Below are 15,351 nucleotides of genomic sequence, written 5' to 3'. Positions count from 1 at the left end.
GTCTGCGCTTTCTGCAAGGACAAGGTCACGTACGTGGACTACAAGGACACGAACATGCTGCGGAAGTTCATTTCCGACCGCGGCAAGATCCGTGCCCGCCGCGTGACCGGCAACTGCACGCAGCACCAGCGTGACGTCGCCACGGCCGTCAAGAACAGCCGTGAGATGGCGCTGCTGCCCTACACCTCCACCGCGCGATAAGGGAAGGGTGACCGAAACATGAAGATCATCCTCACCCACGAGGTCTCCGGCCTCGGCGCCGCGGGCGACGTTGTCGACGTCAAGGACGGTTACGCTCGCAACTACCTGATCCCGCGGAAGTTCGCTATCCGTTGGACCAAGGGTGGCGAGAAGGACGTCGAGCAGATCCGTCGCGCTCGCAAGATCCACGAGATCCAGACCATCGAGCAGGCCAACCAGGTGAAGGCCCAGCTCGAGGGCGTCAAGGTCCGTCTGGCCGTCCGCTCCGGCGACGCCGGTCGTCTCTTCGGCTCCGTCACCCCGGCCGACATCGCCTCGGCGATCAAGGCCTCCGGTGGCCCCGAGGTCGACAAGCGCCGCATCGAGCTGGGCGCGCCGATCAAGACGCTGGGCGCTCACGAGACGTCCGTGCGTCTGCACCCCGAGGTTGCCGCCAAGGTCAACATCGAGGTTGTCGCGGCCTGATCGCCGCGCTCGGCTTGAACAGCTGAGGGAAGGGGCGGCACCCATGTAGGGTGCGGCCCCTTCTTCGTGCTCGGGTTCGGTACGGGACCGCACACGTTTCACGTGAAACGCCGGTTTCACGTGAAACACATCAGCGGGTGGCGCCCGTGACGATCCAGCGGCCCGAACGGGTCCGCAGCCAAAGGGTCAGCATGCGCACCGTCATCATCAGCGTCATCGCCGCCCACAGCGCGGTGAGGCCGCCGCCGAGCGCTGGGACCAGCAGCGCCAATGGGGCGAAGACGGCAAGGGTGAGCACCATCGCCCAGGCCAGATAGGGGCCGTCACCGGCTCCCATCAGGACGCCGTCCAGGACGAAGACGACGCCGCAGATCGGCTGGGAGAGAGCCACCACGAGCAGGGCGGGCAGCGCGGCGTCCTTCACCACGGTGTCGCTGGTGAACAGCGGCAGGAACACAGGCCGGGCGACCACTACCAGGACACCGAGCACGACACCCACCGCGATGCCCCACTGCACCATGCGGCGGCAGGCGTTGCGAGCGCCCTCGGCGTCCTCGGCGCCGAGATAGCGTCCGATGATGGCCTGACCGGCGATGGCGATGGCGTCAAGAGCGAAGGCGAGCAGGCTCCACAGGGACAGGATGATCTGGTGTGCAGCGATGTCGGCGTCGCCGAGTCGGGCGGCGACGGCTGTGGCGATCATCAGGATCGCTCGCAGTGAGAGTGTGCGGACCAGGAGGGGAACGCCTGCTTGTGCAGAGGCGCGTATCCCGGCCGCGTCGGGACGCAGTGAGGCGCTGTGTCTGCGGGCTCCGCGGACGACCACGGTGAGGTAGACGGCTGCCATGCCGCACTGCGCGATGACGGTTCCCCAGGCGGAACCAGCGATGCCGAGTCCGGCGCCGTAGACGAGACCTGCGTTGAGGACGCCGTTGGCGACAAAGCCGGCGACGGCGACCCGGAGTGGTGTCTTGGTGTCCTGCAGCCCGCGCAGCACACCCGTCGCGGCGAGTACGACGAGCATGGCCGGGATGCCGAGAGCCGAGATGCGCAGATAGGTGGTCGCGTAGGGGGCCGCACTGTCCGAGGCGCCGAAGAGTGCCACAAGGGCCGGTGCCGTGGGCAGCACGGTGACGATGACGGCGGCGCCGAGCAGAAGCGCGAGCCAGACGCCGTCCATGCCTTGCCGGATGGCGGCCTGGATGTCGCCGGCACCGACCCGTCGGGCGACGGCGGCGGTGGTGGCATAGGCGAGGAAGACGAAGATGCTGACTGCTGTCGTGAGGAGGGCCGAGGCGACACCCAGGCCGGCGAGCTGGGCCGTGCCGAGGTGGCCGACGATCGCGCTGTCGGCCAGGACGAAGAGGGGCTCGGCGACGAGTGCACCGAAGGCCGGGACGGCCAGCGCGACGATCTCTCGATCGTGCTGTCGCGGGGTGACCCTGGGGGTCGCGGGAGCCTGTGTCATGAGCACCAATCTAATCGTCCACAGGTAAGAGATGCAAAGCTTTTTTGACCCTTACCTTGTGTCTTGCTGCGTGGTCTTTCGTGCGTCGTTCGAAGCGATCTTGGCCCGACTGGGAAAGTTTTTCTTCTGCACAGCCGGTGGACGGGAAAGGTGCAGGTCAGGGCGGTTGGGGCGGAAGAGGCTGAGGCTTGTTCACAGGGCTGTCCACCGTGTCGTGCACAGGTTTTGCGGAGTTCTCCACAGCATCCGGGCCGTCGTCCACATGGCCTGTGGATAACCAGATTGGCTGACGGTGCCCGCAGGCCTACCGTGGTCCGGCGCCCGCTCCGTTCGTCGGCAAGGAAAACCAGCACAAAGCCGACGTGCACCAACCGGAGTTGGGCCTCTCATTTGTCAGTGCCGTGCCGTAGAAAAGAGGGCATGGCTAGGTCCGCGCGGCAGCGGACGGGAGGAGGTGGCTCGGTGAGTATTTCCGAGCCCTTGGACGATCCGTGGGCCGACAGCGGTCCAAGCGATCGCCTGCCTGCCTCCCGTCGACGCGGCGACGGGGGCCGGGGCCGTGACGACCAGCACGACCGCGGCCGGGACAACGGCGAATGGGACGGCGGAGGTACGTCCTTCGAGCGAGTGCCGCCCCAGGATCTGGATGCCGAGCAGTCCGTCCTCGGCGGCATGCTCCTGTCCAAGGACGCCATCGCCGACGTCGTGGAGATTCTCAAGGGCCACGACTTCTACAAGCCGGCGCACGAGACGATCTTCCAGGCGATCCTCGACGTCTACGCCAAGGGCGAGCCGGCCGATCCCATCACGATCGCCGCCGAACTCACCAAGCGTGGCGAGATCAACAAGGTCGGTGGCGCATCGTATCTGCACACCCTCGTGCAGACGGTGCCGACTGCGGCCAACGCCGAGTACTACGCGGAGATCGTCCACGAACGCGCGGTGCTGCGCCGTCTGGTCGAGGCGGGCACCCGCATCACCCAGATGGGATACGCGGCCGACGACGACGTCGACGAGATCGTCAACCGCGCCCAGGCCGAGATCTATGCGGTCACCGAGCAGCGCACCAGCGAGGACTACCTGCCCCTCGGCGACATCATGGAGGGCGCCCTCGACGAGATCGAGGCGATCGGCTCCCGCAGCGGCGAGATGACCGGTGTACCCACGGGATTCACCGACTTCGACTCGCTCACCAATGGCCTGCACCCCGGCCAGATGATCGTCATCGCCGCCCGTCCCGCGATGGGCAAGTCCACGCTCGCGCTGGACTTCGCCCGGGCCGCGTCGATCAAGCACAACCTTCCGAGCGTCATTTTCTCCCTCGAAATGGGGCGCAACGAGATCGCGATGCGTCTGTTGTCCGCCGAGGCCCGTGTCGCCCTGCACCACATGCGCTCCGGCACGATGACCGACGAGGACTGGACACGGCTGGCCCGACGGATGCCGGACGTCTCGGCCGCGCCGCTGTTCATCGACGACTCCCCGAACCTGTCGATGATGGAGATCCGCGCCAAGTGCCGCCGTCTCAAGCAGCGCAACGACATCAGACTGGTGGTCATCGACTACCTCCAGCTGATGCAGTCCGGCGGCTCCAAGCGTGCCGAGAACCGTCAGCAGGAGGTCTCGGACATGTCCCGTAACCTCAAGCTCCTCGCCAAGGAGCTGGAGATTCCGGTCATCGCGCTGTCCCAGCTGAACCGTGGTCCCGAGCAGCGCACGGACAAGAAGCCGATGGTCTCCGACCTGCGTGAGTCCGGCTCCATCGAGCAGGACGCCGACATGGTCATCCTGCTTCACCGCGAGGACGCCTACGAGAAGGAGTCGCCGCGTGCGGGCGAGGCCGACCTGATCGTGGCCAAGCACCGTAACGGCCCGACGGCGACGATCACGGTCGCCTTCCAGGGCCACTACTCGCGGTTCGTGGACATGGCGCAGACCTGATCCGGCAGATCCCCGTGCCGGACAAATGAACTCGACGGCCGAGTGTCCCGCGGGATGGACTGGGCCCATGACAACACCTCAGGAAGAGCTGCTCCCCGGTACGCGACGGGCGCTGCTGCACCGCATCGCAGTGGCGCAGGCCGAAGGACGTGCACCGTCGCTGGTCGCGGCGGTGGTGAGGGGCGGACGGCCCGTGTGGCACGGCGCGCGGACCTCGGTGGACGGGCATGGTCCGGACGAGACTGTGCAGTACCGCATCGGTTCGATCACCAAGACCTTCACCGCAGTTCTGGTGCTTCGGCTGCGTGACGAGGGGCTGCTCGATCTCGGCGACCCGTTGGAGAAGCATCTGCCGGGAACCGGTGCGGGGGAGGCCACCATCGCCGATCTCCTCGCCCACACGAGCGGGCTGGCGGCGGAGTCGCCCGCCCCGTGGTGGGAGCGCACTCCGGGATCCCTGCGTCCCGAACTCTCGGACGTCCTGGGAGAGCAGCCTCTCCTGCATCCGGTGGGCCGCCGCTTCCATTACTCCAATCCCGGCTACACCGTGCTGGGGGCGCTGGTCGAGAAGCTGCGTGCGGCACCGTGGGATGAGGTACTTCGGCGTGAAGTGCTCGAACCTCTGGGCCTCGACCGTACGAGTGGTCACCCTCAGGCGCCCCATGCGGGTGGATGGGCCGTGCACCCCTGGGCCGATGTCATGCTGCCCGAACCCGCCGAGGACCTGGGACGGATGGCCCCCGCGGGGCAACTCTGGTCCACCACGGGTGACTTGGCGCGTTTCGCTGCCTTCCTGGCACAGGGCGACGACCGGGTACTGAGTGCCGAGACCGTGAGAGAGATGCGAACGCCGGCTGCGCCGGCCGAGGCGGCGGATGTCGTGCAGGGGGTCGCCTACGGGCTGGGGCTGCAGATCCAGCACCGGGACGGTCGGCTGCTCGTGGGGCACTCCGGGTCGCTGCCGGGGTTTCTGGCGAACCTCACCCTCAGTGTCGAGGACGACGTCGCAGCTGTGGTGCTGGCCAACTGTACGTCCGGCCCCCTGCTGTCCACGGTCGGAGCCGATCTCGTGCGGATCGTCGCCGAGGCAGAGCCCCGCATTCCGGAGCCGTGGCGGCCGCTGCCAGAAGTCGATGCATCGGTGCTGGAGTTGGCAGGGCCCTGGTACTGGGGAACGCAGGCGTTCGCCCTGCGGTTGGCCGCAGCCGGGGGTGTCTCCCTGGAGCCGCTGTCGGGAAGTGGCCGCCGCTCGCGTTTCAGGGCGAACGGTGACGGTACCTGGACCGGCCTGGAGGGCTACTACGCCGGAGAGCTCCTGAAGGCCGTACGGCGCCCGGACGGGACCCTGAGCCATCTGGACCTCGGGTCGTTCGTGTTCACGCGTCAGCCGTACGACGAGGAGGCTTCCGTGCCCGGTGGAGTGGATCCGGACGGGTGGCGGGGGATCGGCCAGGCGTAGGTGCCCGGCAGCCGCGCTGTTTCACGTGAAACGTGACCCCTCATGTCACGGCCTCACAATTGGAGCTTGAAGCCCACGTGTGAGGCCGTGAAGCCGAGCCGCTCGTAGAAGCGGTGGGCGTCGGTGCGGGTGTTGTCGGAGGTCAGCTGGACCAACTGGCAGCCCTGTCGCCGGGATTCGTCGATCGCCCACTCGATGAGCTGTGTGCCCAGGCCGCTGCCGCGCTCATCGGCGTGGATGCGGACACCTTCGATGATCGATCTGACGGCGCCGCGTCGCGACAGGCCGGGGATGACCGTGAGCTGAAGTGTGCCGACGACGCGGCCCTCGCGAACGGCGACGACCAGATGCTGGTTCGGATCGGACGCAAGACGTTCCAGCGCGGCCAGATACGGGGTCAGGTCGTCCGGCGACTCACGCTGGGCGCCCAAAGAGTCGTCGGCGAGCATCGCGACGATCGCGGGCACATCGTCCGCTGTGGCGGGCCGTATCTCAAGATCTCCCATATCCCGCACCCTACGCATCCGAGCCCTGTAGGCCGGGGTTCAGCCCGCAGCCACCGTCAGCGGAGCGAATCGTCTGGTCCAGTCGCCAGGCAGTACCGGGATTCCGTACGTCATGACCGCGTTGAATGCGACGGACGCCAGCCCTCGCTCCTTGGCCCACGCCAGCAGCTCTTCGTGCCGTACGTCGATGTCGGTGCGCAGGGGGCGGTCGGTGTGGGCGGCGAGAGAGGCGATGAGTGCCTTTGCCGTCTCCGTGTCCCTGGCAATCAGCGGGCCCACGACATGGGTCTCCATATTGGGCCAGGCGGCCGCGTACCCGATGAGCCGGCCGTCCTCCTCGGCGACGCGCAGTAGGTCCGCGAAGGCGGGCAACCGTGTGATGACGGGTGTGCGGTCGGCGCCGAACACTTCCTCGTCGAGCCGGAGGATCGCAGGGAGATCCTCGGCGGTGGCCGCACGTGTGAACACCTGGGGCTCCGGCCCGCCGACCGTGAAATGCCCGCGGAGCATCTCGGCCCGGCCGATGACCTTGAAGCCGAGTTCTTCGTAGAGCGGACGGCCGTACGGCGTCGCATTCAGCGTCAGGGGGGTGGTGCCCATGGCCGAGACGATGTGCCGCATCAGGTGGCGTCCGATGCCTTGGCGGGCATGCCGTTCGGCGACCAACACCATGCCGATGGCCCCGAGAGCGGGGTGGTCCTGCGGCCCGTACTCGGTGACCACGCAGGCGCTGACAAGGCCGCCGTCGGGGGCGTCGATGCCGTATCCCTTCCCGGCTGTGAGGAGAAGTCCCCACTTGTGCTCCTCGCGCGGCCACCCCCGGTCCTCGGACAGGTCGGCGCAGGCGGTGAGATCGCGAAGCGTCAGACGACGGACGGCAAGAGGGGGCAGAGAAGGAGTCGGCACGCAGGTCAGGCTGTCCGACGGCTGCCCTCGGCGTCCACTTCTTTCCGGCGAGAAGCAGGAGCTTTTGGCCATGTGGTGGGCAAGTGCACAGGCGCGGACAGCAGTTGGGTGTTTCACGTGAAACACGGGCGAACACCGAGCATCACGTGGCACGCGAGGAGTCGCCATGGGTCCCGTTAGCCTCGGGTCCCATGGCGAGACTGCATCTCTTCGATCTCGACGGCACGCTGCTGCAGGGCACGACGGCGCCCGTGGAGATCTCACGGCAGCTGGGACTCGAAGCCGAGACGGTGGCGCTCGATCAGGCGATCTCGGCGGGGCTGATAGGCCCGCCGGAGTATGCGGCGCAGGTGTACGAGCTGTGGACGGAACTCACCGAAGTGCACGTGTCGGCCGCCTTCGAAGGTGCCCCGTGGCTGGAGCGCATCCGTGAGGTCTGGGAGGAGATCAGGCAGGTGGGCGACTACTGTGCCGTCGTATCGCTCTCGCCCTCCTTCTTTGTGGAGCGGCTCATCGGTTGGGGCGCGCACGCGGCATTCGGGTCCCTCTTTCCCGCCGTGCCGTTCACCGAGCCCGTCGATCCGTCCGGAGTTCTCACTGCCGCGGCCAAGGTCGAGATCGCCGACCGACTCTGCGGGGAGTTCGGCGTGGCCCGGGAGGACTGCATTGCCTATGGCGACTCGCTGTCGGACACGGATCTCTTCACTGCGGTGCCGGTCTCGGTAGCGGTCAATGCGGACCGCCATCTGTCCGGTCTCGCGACACACTCGTACATGGGTGGGGATCTGTGGGAAGCCTATGAATTGGTGCGTCACGCCCGGTAATTGAAGGAATTGCTGGTTCGCCCGCTCTCCCATTCGTGGTGGAGGAAGGGGGGACTTGTGATCGGAGCGTTGGCCGGTATGGTCGACTCCGGTTCGTTGCAGGGCAAGGCGTACACATCCTGTGTGGACCGAGGGCAGGGCGATGCAGCGTAACGGGACGGAGAGATCGAAGACCCGCATTTGCGGTTATGCGGTCGGAGTGTCCGTGCCGGATGGGATGCTGCGGTGAGAGCACTGCGGTCAATGTCACACTCTCGCCTTACTTGTCCGTACAGAACGTGAATCCGGGTTGAATGTGGCCGCATTGGCCGCGGCATGAAACGGGGAAAGCAAGCCGTCTGCGGGGGAAAAGGCACCTTCCGACCGAGGAAGTGCGCAGACCGACCGAAAGATGTTCGAGGCGAGGCACACCATGGACGCTCCGACCACCGCGTCGGCCGACAACGGCACTTCCGGCGGCGGGGGCGGCGGCTGGTTCACGCCGCGCACGCAGCCGGCGACGACTCCGGACGGCGAGCGTGAAGCGGCCGAAGGCAGCCGCCTCGCCGCGATGCGCCCGATGGGCAGGACCACGGCGGACACGGACAAGGACCAGCCGGCGAAGGACGTTCCGCCGTCGGTACCACCCGCCGAACCCGCTCCGGCGGCGGCCGCCCCACAGTCCTCAGTTGCGCAGCCCCCTCCGGCAGAGCCCACTTCCCCCGAGGCACTCTCCGCCGATCTGCGAGCGCCCGGCCAGCGCTCCACCGCTCCCGCAGGGCGGCCGCAGGAGCCCGCCGCTCAAGTCGGCGCCGAGAGCGCGTCACCGGACGCTCTTCTCATCCGTCGGACCATGGCCGAGGTGGCGCCGATCGCCGACAAGGTCACCTCGTACTTCTACGCGCTGCTCTTCGTCCGACACCCCGATCTGCGGTCGCTGTTCCCGGCCGCGATGGACACCCAGCGCGACCGGCTGCTCAAGGCGCTGCTCACGGCGGCCGAGCACATGGACAACACCGAGGTCCTCGTCGCGTATCTGCAGAACCTCGGCCGTGGTCACCGCAAGTACGGCACCAGGGCCGAGCACTACCCGGCCGTCGGCGAGTGCCTGATCGGCGCGCTGAGCAAGTACGCCTCAGACATCTGGGACGCGGAGACGGAGGCGGCCTGGGTCCGGGCGTACACGACCATCTCGCAGGTCATGATCGACGCAGCGGCCGTGGACGAACTGCGTGCCCCGGCCTGGTGGTACGCCGAGATCGTCGCGCACGACCTCAGGACTCCGGACGTGGCGGTCGTCACGGTCCGCCCCGACCAGCCTTATCCGTTCCTCGCCGGGCAGTACACGAGCCTGGAGACGCCCTGGTGGCCGAGGATCTGGCGGCACTACTCCTTCGCCTCGGCACCCCGCTCCGACGGTCTGCTGACGTTCCATGTGAAGGCCGTCCCCGCGGGCTGGGTCTCCAACGCCCTGGTGCACCGCGCCCGCCCCGGCGACATCATCCGCCTCGGTCCGCCGGCCGGTTCGATGACCGTCGATCACACCACCGACAGCGGACTGCTGTGCCTGGGCGGCGGCACCGGCATAGCACCCATCAAGGCTCTGGTGGAGGACGTCGCCGAGCACGGCGAACGGCGGACGGTCGAGGTGTTCTACGGCGCCCGCACCGACCACGACCTCTACGACATCGACACGATGCTCAGGCTTCAGCAGTCCCACCCGTGGCTCTCGGTCCGTGCGGTCATCGACCAGCAGGCCCATCTCCAGCTCCCGGACGCCATACGCGAGTACGGGCCGTGGAACGAGTTCGACGCCTATCTGTCGGGCCCGCCCGGAATGATCCGCAGCGGGGTGGACGCGCTCAGGAACATCGGCATCCCGTCGGAGCGAATACGGCACGACGCGGTGGAGGAACTCGTCGCCACCGGAGACTGATCCGGCGCGGGGGTATCAGCCCAGGTCCGGGGCGTGCATGGCGCGTACGCCCTCGATGTTGCCGTCCAGGTAGTGCCGCAGGGAGAGCGGTACGAGATGTACGGAGGCGATCCCGACGCGGGTGAACGGCACCCGCACGATCTCGTACTCACCGGCGGGTTCGTCCACCTCGGGGCCGTGCCGCAGGGACGTGTCCATCGACTCCAGCCGGCAGACGAAGAAGTGCTGCACCTTCACGCCGGTTGCGCCGCCGTCCTCGCCGATGTGTTCCACGGTGTCCACGAAGCAGGGCACCACGTCGGTGATCTTGGCGCCGAGTTCCTCGTACACCTCGCGGTGCAGAGCGTCGACGACGGTCGTGTCGCCGGGCTCGACGCCGCCACCGGGAGTGACCCAGTAGGGATCGACACCGGGTTTGGTGCGCTTGATCAGGATCAGGTTGTCGCCGTCCAGCAGAACGGCACGTGCGGTGCGCTTGACCACGGGTCGGACGGTCATGGGAGAAATGTGGCCCGGTTGGTTCCACGTGAAACATCGCGGGATGTCACCGGTCGAGCTCACCCCGTGATGGCCGGGAAAGTGCTGGTCAGCACCAGTCGACGGCCGCTCGCAGCAGCCATTCGTGAGCCCTCGCGATGTGTGGCATCGCGAGGGTGCCGGTGCGGACCACCAGGAAGTACGTGCGCAGCGGAGGTACCGGGGGTTCGTGGAGGGCGACGATCTCGCCGCGATCCAGGGCGTCCCCGCACAGATAACGGGGCAGTACCGCGAGCCCCGCGCCCGCGACGGCGCAGGCCAGGACCGCACGCAGGTCGGGAACGATGACCATGCCCGGCGCCGCCGGACGGGAGTCGAAGACGGAGGCCCAGTAGCGGGAGACGAAGGGCAGCGACTCGTGCACCTCGATCACGGGGACGTCCTCCAGGGCGGGTGCTCCCTTGCGGCGCGGCTTCCCGGGGCCTATCTGCTCGGCCCGCTCCGGGGCGGCGACAAGGACATGCTCTTCGTCGCAGAGCGGAGTCGCCGTGAGCAGGGCACCGCGTGGGCGGGCCGTACAGATGGCCAGATCGTGATGTCCGGCGGCGAGTCCCTCCAGGGCTTCCTCGGCGTTCCCGAAGGAAGCGCGCAGCGCGAAGCCCTGGCCGTCCTCCCCGGTCAGCTCCGTGAGGGCGGGCAATGCCCGTTCCGCGGTGAACTCAGGAGGACCGGCGAGATGCAGGGTTCGTAAGGCGGACTCGTCGTCGAGGCCGGTCTCGGCGATCTCCACCAGGGCGTCGAGATGCGGAGCGGCCTTGTGCGCGAGTTCGTCCCCGATGGTCGTCGGGGTCACTCCGCGGGCCTGACGCAGGAACAGAGGGCGGCCCAGCTGCCGCTCCAGTGTGCGGATCTGCGAGGTCACGGCCGGCTGCGACAGGCCGAGCAGCGCGGCGGCGCGGGTGAAGGAGCCGGCCCGGTGCACGGTCACGAAAGTGCGCAGCAAGGCCAGATCCATGGTTCGCCCTCCCCAGTTCCCTGCCCTTCTCCCGGCCCCCAGGCAGGGCCCAACTATAAATAAGTCGATAGGTCTCTGTCGCTACTGTGATTGGACACTGACACAGAGTCAACTAGCCTTGGTCGCGCGGTTCTTCGCGCGCGGAACCGAGGACGGTCCGAGCCACGAGGGGGGAGGCTCGGACCGTCCGTTGTGCGTAGCCGGGCATCGACCCGGCGACCGTAAGGCAGTCGCCGATGCCGTCATTGCGCCGACGCGTCCAGCGCGCGGAGCACATCCGCCACCAGGTCATCGGGGTCCTCGGCGCCGACCGAGAAGCGGATGAAGCCCTCCGGCACTGCGTCCCCGCCCCAGCGCCCGCGCCGCTCGGCCGTCGACCGCACCCCGCCGAAGCTCGTCGCGTCGTCCACGAGCCGCAGGGCATCGAGAAAACGGTCGGCACGCGCGCGCGTGGGCAGCGTGAAGGAGACCACGCATCCGTAGCGGCGCATCTGCTGCGAGGCGATCTTGTGCGAGGGGTCTTCGGGCAGGCCCGGGTACCGCAGGCCTGTCACCTCGGGCCGCTTCCGCAGCGCCTCGGCGACGGTCAGAGCCGTCGCGCACTGCCGGTCGACGCGCAACTGGAGCGTGGCGATCGAACGGTGCGCGAGCCAGGCCTCCATGGGCCCAGGAATCGCGCCGACGATCTTGCGCCAGCGGCGTACGGCAGCCATGGTTTCCGCGTCGCGGCCGACGACATAGCCGAGCAGGACGTCCCCGTGCCCGGTGAGCTGTTTGGTGCCGCTGGCCACGGCGAAGTCCGCGCCGAGTTCCAGCGGACGCTGGCCCAGCGGCGTGGCGAGGGTGTTGTCGACGGCGACGAGGGCGCCACGCGCGTGTGCCGCCTCGACGAGCCGCCGGATGTCGCACACGTCGAGCCCCGGGTTGGAGGGCGACTCGATCCACAGCAGCTTCGCGCCGTCGAGGACGTCGAGCTGGGCGTCGCCGCCGGTCGGTGCCGTGCGCACCTCGACGCCGTACGCCTCCAGCTGCTCGCGCACCATGGGGAGCACCTGGTAGCCGTCGCTGGGCAGGACGACCGTGTCGCCTGCGCGCAGTCGGGAGAAGACCACCGCCGAGATGGCGGCCATCCCGGAGGCGAAGGCGAGCGTCTCGACGCCCTCCTGCCCGGGTGCCTCCAGCTCGCCGATGGCCCGCTCCAGCAGGCTCCAGGTCGGGTTCTGGTCGCGCCCGTAGGTGTACGGGCCGTCGACGTCACCCGGCAGGTGATAGTGGGCGGCGAACGCCGGCCCGGGCAGGTGCGGCTGGTTCTTCGCCGGCTCGGGCAGCCCGGCCCGCACTGCGCGGGTGCCGTCACCGCTGCCCGTCGACGGGCCCGTTCCGGGATCGCTCATACCGCCTCCACCTCCACTTGCTCACGTACTGCGGCGAGCAGACCCTCGCTCGCCGCCTCCACCATCTCAAGGCACTCCTCGAAGCCGTCCATGCCCCCGTAGTACGGGTCCGGTACGTCGAGGTCGTCGCCCGCCACGGGATCGTAGGAGCGGAGCAGCCGCACCTTCGCCGCGTCCTCCTGAGTGGGTGCGAGGCGGCGCAGGGCCCTGAGATGGCCGGTGTCGAGGGCGATGACGAGGTCCAGGCGGGAGAACCACGACGGCTGGAACTGCCGTGCCGTGTGGCCGCTGTCGTAGCCGTTCTCCTCCAGGACGGAGACGGTGCGCGGGTCGGCGCCGTCGCCCTCGTGCCAGCCGCCCGTGCCGGCGCTGTCGACCTCGACCAGGCCGTCGAGTCCCGCCTCCGTAACGCGGGCACGGAAAACGGATTCGGCCATCGGGGAGCGGCAGATGTTGCCGGTGCAGACGAAGCAGACGCGGTAGCTCATCGCGTGCTCAGTCGTTGTCGGGCAGGACGACGTGGAGCGCCCAGGACACGATGGAGATGATCAGGCCGCCCAGGACCGCCGTCCAGAAGCCCTCGACGTGGAAACTCAGGTCGAGCTTGTCGGCCAGCCACGAGGTGAGCAGCAGCATCAGTGCGTTGACCACCAGGGTGATCAGACCCAGCGTCAGAATGAACAGAGGGAAGGTCAGCAGCTTCACGATCGGCTTGACCAGGAAGTTCACCAAGCCGAAGATCAGAGCGACGACGATCAGGGTGCCGGCCTTCTTGCCCGTGCTGTCACCGGTCAGGGTGATCTTGTCGAGCAGCCATACGGCGACCGCCAGGGCACCTGCGTTGGCGATCGTCTTGACTACAAAATTCTTCATGTGTCTGATCGTGGCAGACGAGATCGGTCACGAGCAGTGGGACGAGGGCGACAAGGGCGATGAAGGCATTCCGGCTGGACGAACTGGAGGCGGAACGTGCCGCCAACGAGGGTGCCTACCTGCAGTTTCTGCGTGAGCGGCACATGTCCGTCGGTCTGTATGCGCTCAATGCCGGCGAACATGATCCACAGAAGCCGCACAACCAGGACGAGGTCTACTTCGTCGTGAGCGGCCGCGCCTCGATCACCGTCGGCCTGGAGACCACCGAGGTCGCCCGCGGCAGCGTGGTGTACGTGCCGGCCGGCGTCGCCCACAAGTTCCACCACATCAGCGAGGACCTGCGGGTGCTCGTGGTGTTCTCTCCGCCGGAAAGCTGACCCGCCGTCTCGGGGTTCCCTAGGGGATCGGTCAGGGGAGGACAAGGGATGCGAGGCCCCCGCCGGGGCCCCTGTCGGCCCTAGCATCGAGTGCAGGACATCAAAGGGCCCCTGCACAGCAGCCGGGCGGAGAGGTAAGGACGAGCGCAATGGGTGAGATCTTCGGCGGACTGCCGTGGTGGGTGAAGTGGATCGCGGTGCCGGTCATCGCCCTCGTCGTGTTCGGCGGGCTGATAGCCAGCGTCGTCGGCTTCGTCATCGGGCTGCTGTTCAAGGTGCTGGTCTTCGTGGCACTGGTCGGCGGACTGATCTACGTCGTGCGGAAGTTCACGTCGAGTTCCTCGTCGCGCAGCGACTGGTGAGGGCCCTGGGAAACCGGTGATCGGTAACAGGAATCACCGGTTCCCTCGCGCGAGGGAAGTTTTCCGGACAGGGCGCCTGAAGGCGCCATCTGGCCATTAGAGTCCGGAATTCGACGCGGGGGCGACCCCGCGAGCGGCGTACACCCCTCCCGTGTTCCCCACAGCACGGGCAGCCCCCTCGCGCTTCGGGAGTGCCCCTTGGCCACGGTAGACACCGCACCCACGGACCCCCACGTACCCCCCACCCCCGCCCCCGGACGCCGCATCAGGCCCCCCGAGCAGCCAGGCCCCTCCACTCAGGAGCGCGTGACGGCACCACCCGCATCGTCGCGCCTGACCGCACCACCGGTGCAGCCGGCACCGGAAACCGCTCCGGCGCAGCCGCAGTCCGCGACACTCATCGGATCCGTCCAGCGCGCGATGCGCCTACTGGAATGCGTCGCCGGGCACGAGTACGGAGCCCCCGCCAAACAGCTGGCCCGCGAGACGGGACTGGCGCTTCCCACGGCGTACCACCTGCTGCGCACCCTCGTCCACGAGGGCTATCTGCGCCGGGACAAGGGCCTGTTCTTCCTTGGTGACGCGGCGGTGCGACTGAGCAGCAGCGGAGCCCAGCAGAAACGTCGCAGCACGATCGTCGACGCACTCGCGGGCTGGCGGGACGCGATCGGTGTGCCCGTGTACTACGCCGTGTACCGGGACGGCGAGATCGAGGTCATGTGTGTCTCCGACACTCCGGGCAATCCGGCCGTCGAGGAGTGGGCCGACTTCCGCGAGACCGCACACGCGCATGCGATCGGCCAGTGCCTGCTCTCGCAGCTGGACGACGCGGCCCGCCGCGACCACCTCGACCGTTACCCCGTGCAGTCCATCACCCCGTACACCGTCCGTGACAACCAGGCCCTGCTGCGGCGGCTGGAGCGGACCCGGCGGATGGAGCCGGTGACGGAGCGGCAGGAGTACGCGCTGGGCACGGTCTGCGCAGCTATTCCGATCACCGTGGGCACGACGGCCGCGACGATGGCCATTTCTCTGCCCTCCCATCAGGCCGATCGGCTGATGTCCGCGGCCCGGCAACTGCAGAGCGAAATCGGGCGGCTGATGGGGTCACTCGCGCTCTCTATCAGTATCTGAAAACTCACTCCTTGTGATCTGTCGTGTACGTTCA

General features: G+C 68.0%; 17 protein-coding genes. 9 read left to right on the top strand and 8 right to left on the bottom strand.

Annotation, left to right across the window (positions count from 1 at the left end):
- Window positions 1-201 (top strand): 30S ribosomal protein S18 (gene rpsR / locus ACWDAG_RS15525; RefSeq protein WP_450696113.1); only part of this gene is annotated, 201 nt, incomplete at its 5' end.
- Window positions 202-219: 18 nt separating this feature from the next.
- Window positions 220-666 carry a 50S ribosomal protein L9 gene (gene rplI, locus ACWDAG_RS15520; RefSeq protein WP_030938854.1) on the top strand — a complete coding sequence of 149 codons (447 nt, stop codon included), beginning with the start codon at window positions 220-222 and terminating at the stop codon, window positions 664-666.
- 130 nt (window positions 667-796) lie between these two features.
- On the opposite strand, the gene ACWDAG_RS15515 is transcribed toward rplI, so the two are convergent.
- Window positions 797-2,134: an MATE family efflux transporter gene (locus ACWDAG_RS15515; protein ID WP_450696112.1), complete on the bottom strand. Its 1,338-nt coding sequence runs from the start codon at window positions 2,132-2,134 to the stop codon at window positions 797-799.
- 462 nt (window positions 2,135-2,596) lie between these two features.
- On the opposite strand from ACWDAG_RS15515, the gene dnaB reads away from it, so the two are divergent.
- Window positions 2,597-4,075, top strand: coding sequence for a replicative DNA helicase (gene dnaB, locus ACWDAG_RS15510; RefSeq protein WP_450696111.1), 1,479 nt, complete (start codon window positions 2,597-2,599; stop codon window positions 4,073-4,075).
- Window positions 4,076-4,142: 67 nt separating this feature from the next.
- Window positions 4,143-5,534 (top strand): serine hydrolase domain-containing protein, encoded by a 1,392-nt coding sequence (locus ACWDAG_RS15505; protein WP_450696110.1) that lies wholly within the window; start codon window positions 4,143-4,145, stop codon window positions 5,532-5,534.
- A gap of 53 nt (window positions 5,535-5,587) precedes the next feature.
- On the opposite strand, the gene ACWDAG_RS15500 is transcribed toward ACWDAG_RS15505, so the two are convergent.
- Window positions 5,588-6,040 (bottom strand): N-acetyltransferase family protein, encoded by a 453-nt coding sequence (locus ACWDAG_RS15500; RefSeq protein WP_450696109.1) that lies wholly within the window; start codon window positions 6,038-6,040, stop codon window positions 5,588-5,590.
- 39 nt (window positions 6,041-6,079) lie between these two features.
- The gene (locus ACWDAG_RS15495) at window positions 6,080-6,946 is read right to left on the bottom strand and encodes a GNAT family N-acetyltransferase (RefSeq protein ID WP_450696108.1); all 867 of its coding nucleotides are present in this window, start codon (window positions 6,944-6,946) and stop codon (window positions 6,080-6,082) included.
- Between the two features lie 191 nt (window positions 6,947-7,137).
- Here ACWDAG_RS15495 and ACWDAG_RS15490 point away from each other — a divergent pair, with 191 nt between their 5' ends.
- Together ACWDAG_RS15490 and ACWDAG_RS15485 are read left to right on the top strand one after the other, a co-directional pair.
- Window positions 7,138-7,770: an HAD family hydrolase gene (locus ACWDAG_RS15490; protein WP_450696107.1), complete on the top strand. Its 633-nt coding sequence runs from the start codon at window positions 7,138-7,140 to the stop codon at window positions 7,768-7,770.
- Window positions 7,771-8,182: 412 nt separating this feature from the next.
- Window positions 8,183-9,685 (top strand): globin domain-containing protein, encoded by a 1,503-nt coding sequence (locus ACWDAG_RS15485; protein WP_450696106.1) that lies wholly within the window; start codon window positions 8,183-8,185, stop codon window positions 9,683-9,685.
- A gap of 15 nt (window positions 9,686-9,700) precedes the next feature.
- Here ACWDAG_RS15485 and ACWDAG_RS15480 read toward each other — a convergent pair whose 3' ends face one another.
- The 5 genes from ACWDAG_RS15480 to ACWDAG_RS15460 form a co-directional block, all read right to left on the bottom strand.
- Window positions 9,701-10,183 carry an NUDIX domain-containing protein gene (locus ACWDAG_RS15480; RefSeq protein ID WP_123966210.1) on the bottom strand — a complete coding sequence of 161 codons (483 nt, stop codon included), beginning with the start codon at window positions 10,181-10,183 and terminating at the stop codon, window positions 9,701-9,703.
- Window positions 10,184-10,271: 88 nt separating this feature from the next.
- The gene (locus ACWDAG_RS15475) at window positions 10,272-11,177 is read right to left on the bottom strand and encodes a LysR family transcriptional regulator (protein ID WP_450696105.1); all 906 of its coding nucleotides are present in this window, start codon (window positions 11,175-11,177) and stop codon (window positions 10,272-10,274) included.
- Window positions 11,178-11,419: 242 nt separating this feature from the next.
- Window positions 11,420-12,571, bottom strand: coding sequence for a cystathionine gamma-lyase (locus tag ACWDAG_RS15470; RefSeq protein ID WP_450696104.1), 1,152 nt, complete (start codon window positions 12,569-12,571; stop codon window positions 11,420-11,422).
- Window positions 12,568-13,059, bottom strand: a complete 492-nt coding sequence (locus tag ACWDAG_RS15465; RefSeq protein WP_450696103.1) for a low molecular weight protein-tyrosine-phosphatase — start codon at window positions 13,057-13,059, stop codon at window positions 12,568-12,570. Before ACWDAG_RS15465 ends, ACWDAG_RS15470 begins: the two co-directional genes overlap by 4 nt.
- 7 nt (window positions 13,060-13,066) lie before the next feature.
- On the bottom strand, window positions 13,067-13,444 hold the full coding sequence (locus ACWDAG_RS15460; protein ID WP_450696102.1) for a phage holin family protein: 378 nt from the start codon (window positions 13,442-13,444) through the stop codon (window positions 13,067-13,069).
- 59 nt (window positions 13,445-13,503) lie between these two features.
- Between ACWDAG_RS15460 and ACWDAG_RS15455 the strand changes: the two genes are divergently transcribed.
- From ACWDAG_RS15455 to ACWDAG_RS15445, 3 genes are all read left to right on the top strand, one after another.
- A complete protein-coding gene (locus ACWDAG_RS15455; protein ID WP_099930040.1) occupies window positions 13,504-13,821 on the top strand; it encodes a cupin domain-containing protein in 318 nt (105 codons plus the stop codon).
- Between the two features lie 149 nt (window positions 13,822-13,970).
- The gene (locus ACWDAG_RS15450; RefSeq protein ID WP_123966204.1) at window positions 13,971-14,183 is read left to right on the top strand and encodes a DUF5326 family protein; all 213 of its coding nucleotides are present in this window, start codon (window positions 13,971-13,973) and stop codon (window positions 14,181-14,183) included.
- Between the two features lie 306 nt (window positions 14,184-14,489).
- Window positions 14,490-15,317: an IclR family transcriptional regulator gene (locus ACWDAG_RS15445; RefSeq protein ID WP_450696101.1), complete on the top strand. Its 828-nt coding sequence runs from the start codon at window positions 14,490-14,492 to the stop codon at window positions 15,315-15,317.
- Window positions 15,318-15,351 lie beyond the last annotated feature (34 nt).

It is taken from the genome of Streptomyces sp. NPDC001157 (assembly GCF_053598255.1).
The sequence above is the reverse complement of the archived record's forward strand: the minus strand, read 5'-3'. Positions and strand labels throughout refer to the sequence as shown.